Annotated in this window: 7 protein-coding genes; 5 read left to right on the top strand and 2 right to left on the bottom strand. The window is 72.4% G+C overall.

The genetic code is table 11. The annotated features are described in order from the left end of the window. Positions 1–928 (bottom strand): pirin family protein (locus tag GL263_RS16080; protein WP_182856409.1); only part of this gene is annotated, 928 nt, incomplete at its 3' end. A gap of 208 nt (positions 929–1136) precedes the next feature. On the opposite strand from GL263_RS16080, the gene GL263_RS16075 reads away from it, so the two are divergent. The 5 genes from GL263_RS16075 (at position 1137) to GL263_RS16055 (ending at position 7610) form a co-directional block, all read left to right on the top strand. Beyond that, on the top strand, positions 1137–2576 hold the full coding sequence (locus GL263_RS16075) for a GuaB1 family IMP dehydrogenase-related protein (protein WP_182856408.1): 1440 nt from the start codon (positions 1137–1139) through the stop codon (positions 2574–2576). A 404-nt stretch (positions 2577–2980) separates the two neighbouring features. Continuing rightward, on the top strand, positions 2981–4405 hold the full coding sequence (locus GL263_RS16070; RefSeq protein ID WP_438947965.1) for an amino acid permease: 1425 nt from the start codon (positions 2981–2983) through the stop codon (positions 4403–4405). 10 nt (positions 4406–4415) lie between these two features. Next, positions 4416–4880 (top strand): Lrp/AsnC family transcriptional regulator, encoded by a 465-nt coding sequence (locus tag GL263_RS16065; protein WP_143646462.1) that lies wholly within the window; start codon positions 4416–4418, stop codon positions 4878–4880. Between the two features lie 196 nt (positions 4881–5076). Then, positions 5077–5898, top strand: a complete 822-nt coding sequence (locus tag GL263_RS16060) for a carbon-nitrogen hydrolase family protein (RefSeq protein ID WP_182856406.1) — start codon at positions 5077–5079, stop codon at positions 5896–5898. Then, positions 5895–7610 carry a flavin monoamine oxidase family protein gene (locus GL263_RS16055; RefSeq protein WP_182856405.1) on the top strand — a complete coding sequence of 572 codons (1716 nt, stop codon included), beginning with the start codon at positions 5895–5897 and terminating at the stop codon, positions 7608–7610. The genes GL263_RS16060 and GL263_RS16055 overlap by 4 nt, the downstream gene beginning before the upstream one ends. Here the strand turns inward: GL263_RS16055 and GL263_RS16050 are convergent. Next, positions 7571–8337: DUF5995 family protein (locus GL263_RS16050; protein ID WP_228456546.1), on the bottom strand; the 767-nt coding region annotated here is incomplete at its 5' end. The genes GL263_RS16055 and GL263_RS16050 overlap by 40 nt on opposite strands.

The following is an 8337-nucleotide window of genomic DNA, read 5'->3' as shown; positions in this document are numbered from 1 at the left end:
CCGTTTCGGCACCGTCGAGGGCGGGGCCGGCGTAGCCCTCGACGGTGCCGAAACGGCGGCCGGCCTGCCAGTCGGCGCGGGCCTCGGCGATGTCGTCGGTGGACCGGCCGACGAAGTTCCACCACATGACGATCTTCTCCTCGAAGGGCTCCCCGCCGAGCAGCATCAGCGAGCTGTCGGTGTCGGCGCGCAGGGGGAGTTCGTCGCGGCCGCAGCCGAGGTAGAGCATCGATCCGGCCTCGACCGGTACGCCGTCGACGAGCGGTGCGCCGCTCATGCCGAGCGCCGCGTACTCGAAGTCGCGTTCCAGCGGCAGCCGGGCGGAGGTGCCGCCGGGCAGCGTCACGTCGGCGCCGACCAGCGGCGAGTAAGTCGTGCCGGGGGAGCGGGTGCCGTCCAGTTCGCCGAGTATCACCGTGGCGCGCAGCCCGCCGCCGGTGACCTGCGGCAGCTCGGTGTGGTGCTCGAAGGCAGGGTCGGTGTGCCGGTGGGCGTCGGGGAGCGCCACCCACAGCTGGGCGCCGTGCAGGTAGCGGTGGTGGTCGCGGGGCGACTCCTCGGAGTGGGCGATGGCCCGGCCCGCGGTCATCAGCCCCAGCTCGTAGGGGCGGACGGTCCGGAGGCTGCCGAGGCTGTCGCGGTGCAGCACCTCGCCCTGGTGCAGCCAGCTGACCGTCTGGAGTCCGATGTGCGGGTGCGGCGGCACCTGCATGCCCGGCTCGTCGGCGATGTCGTCGGGGCCGTAGTGGTCGACGAAGCACCAGGCGCCGACCATGCGGCGGCCGAGGTTCGGCAGCAGACGGCGTACCTCGGTGGACTCGCCCAGCGGAACCGGCCGGCCGCGCAGCAGTTCGCGCACCGGGGTGGCGGCGACCTCGGCGCGGCCGCCGCAGACCCGGGCGTCGGGACGAAGGTCAAGATCGCTCATGGGCGCACGTTACCGCCGCCGGTGTGCCATCGGCCCGGGCACGCGACATCGGCCAGGCTTGTCGTATCTTCCCACAAAGCCGCCGTGGCGCGTCTGGTGGTTTGTCCCGGGGCGTGTGGAGGGCGGCCCGTGGGAGAATGAAGTACGTGCGTTTTGCCCCGGGTGAGGCACCCGTGGGCGTCCTCCGATCGACTGGGATGTACAGCACGTGCGATTTCTCAACGACCAGCGGCCCCCCTACGACCTGACGTACGACGACGTCTTCATGGTGCCGTCCCGCTCCTCGGTCGGTTCCCGCCAGTCCGTGGACCTCTCCACCCCGGACGGCACGGGGACCACCATCCCCCTCGTCGTGGCCAACATGACCGCCATCGCCGGCCGCCGCATGGCCGAGACGGTCGCCCGGCGCGGCGGTCTGGTCGTCATCCCACAGGACATCCCGCTGCCGGTGGTCGCCGACGTCGTGTCCTGGGTCAAGCAGCGCCACCTGGTGCTGGACACCCCCATCGTGCTCGCGCCCGGCGGCACGGTCGCCGACGCGCTGGCCCTGCTGCCCAAGCGCGCCCACGGCGCCGGTGTGGTCGTCGAGGACGGCCGCCCGGTCGGCGTGGTCACCGAGAGCGACCTGACCGGCGTGGACCGCTTCACCCAGCTGCGCGAGGTGATGTCGACCGAACTGCTCCTGCTGGACGCCGACATCGACCCGCGCGAGGCGTTCAACCGACTGGACGCCGCGCACCGCAAGCTGGCCCCCGCCGTCGACGGCGACGGCAGGCTCGCCGGCATCCTCACCCGCAAGGGCGCACTGCGCGCCACGCTCTACACCCCGGCCACCGACGCCCGGGGGCGACTGCGCATCGCCGCCGCCGTCGGCATCAACGGCGACGTGGCGGGCCGGGCCAAGGCGCTGCTGGAGGCCGGGGTCGACACCCTTGTCGTGGACACCGCGCACGGCCACCAGGAGGGCATGATCGACGCCCTGAAGGCGGTCCGCTCGCTGGACCCGCAGGTACCGGTCGTCGCCGGCAACGTCGTCGCCGCCGAGGGCGTGCGCGACCTGATCCAGGCGGGCGCCGACATCGTCAAGGTCGGTGTCGGCCCGGGCGCGATGTGCACCACGCGGATGATGACCGGCGTGGGCCGCCCGCAGTTCTCCGCCGTGCTGGAGTGCGCCGCCGAGGCCCGCCGCCACGGCAAGCACGTCTGGGCCGACGGCGGCGTCCGGCACCCGCGCGACGTGGCGATGGCGCTGGCCGCCGGCGCGTCGAACGTGATGGTCGGCTCCTGGTTCGCCGGCACCTACGAGTCGCCCGGCGACCTCCAGCAGTCCGCCGACGGCCGCCTGTACAAGGAGTCCTTCGGCATGGCCTCCGCCCGCGCGGTGCGCAACCGCACCTCGGAGGAATCCGCCTACGACCGGGCCCGCAAGGCGCTGTTCGAGGAGGGCATCTCCACTTCCCGGATGTTCCTGGACCCGACGCGTCCGGGCGTCGAGGACCTGATTGACTCGATCATCGCCGGTGTGCGCTCCTCCTGCACCTACGCCGGCGCGGGCTCCCTGGAGGAGTTCGCGGAGAAGGCCGTCGTCGGCGTGCAGAGCGCGGCCGGCTACGCCGAGGGCAAGCCGCTGCACGCCAGCTGGAGCTGACGGCCCGAAATCCGGCGACGAGACAGGCGGAACGGCCCGTGGCCACCGACGCGGTGGCCACGGGCCGTTTGCCGTCTGCGGAGGCGAATATCGCGATCCTTACACCCGGGGTACGCGATCTTGCGTCCTCGGCGGTTTCACGCAACACATCGACGCGGTTGCGCAAGGTATGCGCATTTCGCGTCCGCGCCGCGGGCTCATAGAGTCTGGCGCTGTACGAGATGGCGGTGACCGCCTGCTCGGCGGTCATCCCCACCGGACTTCCGGTCACTTCGACGTGCCCGGACGCGGCCGCCGCGCGCACCCGCCGTTCCCCTGAAGAACAGCAAGGAGCCCCCGTGCCGCAGTCCACCGTGACAGCCGCGCCACCCCGCCCTCCGGCCCCCACGCCCTTGCAGCGGCTCATGCGCCGCAAACCGGTGGAGCAGCTGGTCGCCGAGGCGGGCCGCGGCAGCGACGGCAACCAGCTCCGCCGCACGTTGACCATGTGGCAGCTCACCATGATCAGCATCGGTGCCACGCTGGGCACCGGCATCTTCGTGGTGCTCGGCGAGGCCGTCCCCAAGGCCGGTCCCGCCGTCACGATCTCCTTTGTCATAGCCGGTCTGACGGCGCTGTTCTCCGCGCTGTCCTACGCCGAGCTGGCCGGTACGATCCCCGCCTCCGGCTCGTCGTACTCCTACGCCTACGCCACGCTCGGCGAGCTGGTCGCCTGGGTGTGCGGCCTGTGTCTGATGCTGGAGTACGGCGTCTCGGTGGCGGCGGTCGCCGTCGGCTGGGGCGAGTACCTCAACGAACTGCTCGACGGCACGATCGGCGTCACCATCCCCGCCGTGCTCTCCGCGCCGCCGGGTGAGGGCGGGCTGTTCAACCTGCCGGCGCTGCTGGTCGTGCTGCTCGCCATGGCCTTCCTGCTCGGCGGCGCCCGGGAGTCCGCCCGGGTCAACACGATCATGGTCGTCGTCAAGGTCGCCTCGCTGCTGCTGTTCTGCGCGGTGGCGTTCACCGGTGTGAAGGCCGGCAACTACGAGCCCTTCCTGCCGCTCGGCCTGGCCGGCGTCAGCGCGGCCGGCGCCTCGCTGTTCTTCTCCTACATCGGCTTCGACGCCGCCTCCACGGCCGGCGAGGAGGCCAAGAACCCGCAGCGCGACCTGCCGCGCGCGATCATGCTCTCCCTGCTGATCGTCACCGTGCTCTACGTCGCGGTCGCCGCGGTCGCCGTGGGCGCCACGCCGTGGCAGGACTTCGAGGGCTCCGAGGCCGCGCTCGCCGGTGTGCTGCGCGACGTGACCGGCCACGGCTTCTGGGCGGTCGTGCTGGCCGCCGGCGCGGTGATCGCGATCGCCAGCGTGGTGCTCGCCGTGCTCTACGGCCAGACCCGCATCCTGTTCGCGATGTCCCGCGACGGCCTGGTGCCGAAGGTGTTCTCCAAGGTGAACCCGCGCACCGGCACCCCGCGCGCCAACACCGTGCTGGTCGCCGCCTTCTGCGGCACCCTCGCCGCGGCCGTCCCGCTCGGCCAGCTGGCCGACGCCACCTCCATCGGCACGCTCTTCGCCTTCGCCCTGGTGAACGTCGCCGTCATCGTGCTGCGCCGCACCCGGCCCGACATGCCGCGCGGCTTCCGGGTGCCGCTGGCGCCGCTGGTCCCGGCCATCGGCCTTGCGATGTGCGTGTGGATGATGACCAGCCTGCCGGTGATCACCTGGATCGTCTTCGGTGGCTGGATGGCCGCCGGGCTCGTGTTCTACTTCCTCTACGGGCAGCGTCGCTCCCGGCTGGCCGACGCCGACGCGGGCGCCAGCACACCGCACGACCCAGAGAAGTGAACGACCCGCAGTGCGACTGAACGAACTCGACGAGCGCATCGTCCAGGCCCTGGCCGAGGACGCCAGGAGGTCCTACGCCGACATCGGCGCCCAGGTCGGGCTCTCCGCCCCGGCCGTCAAGCGCCGGGTCGACCGGCTCCGGGCCGAAGGCGCGATCACCGGCTTCACCGTACGGGTGGACCCGGCCGCGCTCGGCTGGGAGACCGAGGGCTACGTCGAGATGTTCTGCCGCCACAACACCTCGCCTCGGGATATCCGGCACGCGCTGTCGCGGTATCCCGAGGTGGCGTCCGCGTCGACCGTCACCGGCGACGCGGACGCCCTGGTCCAGATCTTCGCCTCCGACATGCGGCACTTCGAACGGGTGCTGGAGCGGATCGCGGGCGAGCCGTTCGTGGAACGCACCAAGTCCGTCCTGGTCCTCTCCCCCCTGCTGCGCCGCTACACGGCCACCACGCCCGACACGCCCGCGTAGCCAGGGCCCGGCGCGGCCCGGCGTGGTGGTGAGGACCACTGCAGCCGGGCCCCACGCAACAGATCGCCGTTCTCCCACCCCCGGACGCAACAGATCGCACCTGGGTGCGCAAGAAGCGCGTCTTGTCCCCACACTCACCCCGGCCGTACCTTCGATATGTCCCCCGAACGTACGAATCCCCAGGTCGGAAGGTGTCATGACGCAGCTGCGCATCGCGCTGTCGCAGGGCCCGAGCGGCGCCCCCGTGCCACGGGCCGACGCGCTGGCGGCGCTGGAGAGCGCCGCCTCCCGGGCCGCCGCGGCCGGCGCGCGACTGCTGGTGACGCCGGAGCTGTCCCTGACCGGCTACGCCCTGGGCGCGGCCACCGCCGAACTCGCCGAGGAGGCCGAAGGACCCGGCGCCGAGGCCGTCGGCGAGATCGCCGCCCGCCACGGCGTGGCCGTCGTCTACGGCTACCCGGAGCGCGACGGCGAGGCGGTGTACAACTCCGCCCGGCTGATCGGCCCGACCGGCACGCCGCTCGCGAACTACCGCAAGACCCACCTCTTCGGCACCTTCGAGAACACCGCCTTCACCCCCGGCGACGAGCCGGTCGTCCAGGCGGAGCTCGACGGCGTCCGGCTGGGCCTGCTGGTCTGCTACGACGTGGAGTTCCCCGAGACGGTCCGCGCCCACGCGCTGGCCGGCACCGAACTGCTGCTCGTGCCCACCGCTCTGATGCGGCCCTACGAGTTCGTGCCGCAGACGCTCATCCCCACCCGCGCCTGGGAGAACCAGCTCTACCTCGCCTACGCCAACCGGCAGGGCACCGAGGGCGACCTCGCCTTCGCCGGACTGAGCTGCCTCGCCGCCCCGGACGGCACCGTCCGCGCCCGGGCGGGCGCCGGTGAGGACCTGGTCGTCGCCGACGTGGACACCGCCGCGCTGGCGGCGTCCCGCGCCGAGAACACCTACCTCACCGACCTCCGCACCGACCTGTTCCACCCCGTGCACCGCCAAGGAGTACCGCGCCGATGACCGCGAACGTGCCCGCCGCCGTCCATGACGAGCACGCCGAGAGCCCCGCTCCGCAGCCGCCCATCACCATGTTCGGCCCGGACTTCCCCTTCCCCTACGACGACTTCCTGGCCCACCCGGCCGGTATCGGTTCCGTCCCGGCGACCGAGCACGGCACCGAGGTCGCCGTCATCGGCGGCGGCCTGTCCGGCATCATCGCCGCCTACGAGCTGATGAAGATGGGCCTGAGGCCCGTCGTCTACGAGGCCGACAAGATCGGCGGCCGGCTGCGCACCTCCGACTTCGAGGGCTGCGGCACCGACGGCGAGGGGTTGAACGCGGAGATGGGCGCGATGCGCTTCCCGCCGTCCTCGACCGCCTTCCAGCACTACGTCGACCTGGTGGAGCTGGAGACCAGGCCGTTCCCCAACCCGCTGTCGCCCGACACCCCCTCCACGGTCGTCGACCTCAAGGGCGAGAGCCACTACGCCCGCACCCTGGACGACCTGCCCGAGGTCTACCACCAGGTGATGGAGGCGTGGAACGCCTGCCTGGAGGAGGGCGCCGACTTCTCCGACATGCAGCGCGCCATCCGCGAGCGCGACGTGGCACGCATCCGCGAACTGTGGGCGCCGCTGGTGGAGAAGCTGGACAACCAGACCTTCTACGGCTTCCTCTGCGACTCGAAGGCGTTCTCCTCCTTCCGCCACCGGGAGATCTTCGGCCAGGTCGGCTTCGGCACCGGCGGCTGGGACACCGACTTCCCCAACTCGATCCTGGAGATCCTGCGCGTCGTCTACACCGGCGCGGACGACGACCACCGGGGCATCGTCGGCGGCAGCCAGCAGCTCCCGGAGCGGCTGTGGGAGCGGGAACCGGCCAAGATCGTGCACTGGCCGCTCGGCACCTCGCTGAGCTCGCTGCACGACGGCCGGCACCGCCCCGCCGTGACCCGCCTCAGCCGCACCGCCGGCAACCGCATCACGGTCACCGACGCCGACGGCGACATCCGCACCTTCAAGGCGGCGGTGTTCACCGCCCAGTCCTGGATGCTGCTGTCGAAGATCGAGTGCGACGACGCGCTGCTCCCGATCGACCACTGGACGGCCGTCGAGCGCACCCACTACATGGAGTCCTCGAAGCTGTTCGTCCCCGTCGACCGGCCGTTCTGGCTGGACACCGACGAGGAGACCGGCCGCGACGTGATGAGCATGACGCTCACCGACCGCATGACCCGCGGCACCTACCTGCTGGACAACGGCCCCGACAAGCCCGCCGTGATCTGCCTGTCGTACACCTGGTGCGACGACAGCCTCAAGTGGCTGCCGCTGGACGCCAACGAGCGCATGGAGGTCATGCTCAAGTCGCTCGGCGAGATCTACCCCAAGGTCGACATCCGCAGCCACATCATCGGCAACCCGCTCACCGTGTCCTGGGAGAACGAGCCCTACTTCATGGGCGCGTTCAAGGCCAACCTGCCGGGCCACTACCGCTACCAGCGGCGCCTGTTCACGCACTTCATGCAGGACCGGCTGCCCGAGGACAAGCGCGGCCTGTACCTGGCCGGCGACGACATCTCCTGGACGGCCGGCTGGGCCGAGGGCGCCGTGCAGACCGCGCTCAACGCGGTCTGGGGCGTGATGCACCAGTTCGGCGGCACCACCGACCCGACCAACCCCGGTCCCGGTGACCGCTACGACGAGCTGGCCCCCGTCGAGCTGCCGGAGGACTGACCGGCACCCGGTCCGCGTCCCGCCGCCCTTCGCCCCCTCTCCGGGCGGGGGGCGGCGGCCGTCGGCGTGCGCAGCGGGGTCAGCAGCAGCCGGGCCGACGACTGGGCCTCGGCGCCGAGCCGGGCCGTGAACTCACCCGGAAGCGCCGGGGCCTCGCCCAGCCGCCACAGCATCCGGAACGCCGACCACGCCGCCTCCTTCGCCCCGGCCGCGCTGCGGCCCCCCACGAGGTACGCCAACGGGTCGGCGACGCTGGAGAGTTCCGCTCTGACCCGCTCGCCGGCCGCCTCCTCCAGCCCGTCCAGCAGCCCACCCAGTCCGTCCAGGTCGGCCTCCAGGGCGTCGGGCCCCACGCCGCGCACCGTGGCGGCCTCCAGCAGCGCCAGCGGAAGGTCGTGCGCCAGGTGGACACTCACTCCGGCGAGCGCGAACTGGCACGGCCGCACCCCCGGGTGGTGCCGCAGCCGGAACAGCGGCCGCCAGCCCGTCGGCGGGCGCAGCCCGGCCCGCGCCGCCGCCAGCGCGCCCAGATAGCGGTCGGCCAGCCGCACCGCCAGGTCGTCGGTGCCCGTCGGCCCGTCGGCCCCACGCCCGCCGGTGAAGCCGTTGGCCGCCGAGAGGTACAGCCGGTGGAACACCGCCACACCGTCGACCGGCGCCGCCCGCACCGGCCCGGCCGTGCGCAGCCGCGCCGTCAGACGGCAGGACCGGGAGGGTGGGGAAGACG

Origin of the sequence: Streptomyces durbertensis (assembly GCF_014156695.1) — a bacterium.
GTDB lineage: Bacteria > Actinomycetota > Actinomycetes > Streptomycetales > Streptomycetaceae > Streptomyces > Streptomyces durbertensis.
Note: the sequence above shows the minus strand (reverse complement) of the source record. Positions and strands in the feature narration are given on the sequence as shown.

What these genes read in the sequence shown, in the direction of transcription:
- GL263_RS16070 (WP_438947965.1), top strand. Translation starts at nt 2,981, where the DNA reads ATGCGCCGCAAACCGGTGGAGCAGCTGGTCGCCGAGGCGGGCCGCGGC.
- GL263_RS16060 (WP_182856406.1), top strand. Translation starts at nt 5,077, where the DNA reads ATGACGCAGCTGCGCATCGCGCTGTCGCAGGGCCCGAGCGGCGCCCCC.
- GL263_RS16055 (WP_182856405.1), top strand. Translation starts at nt 5,895, where the DNA reads ATGACCGCGAACGTGCCCGCCGCCGTCCATGACGAGCACGCCGAGAGC.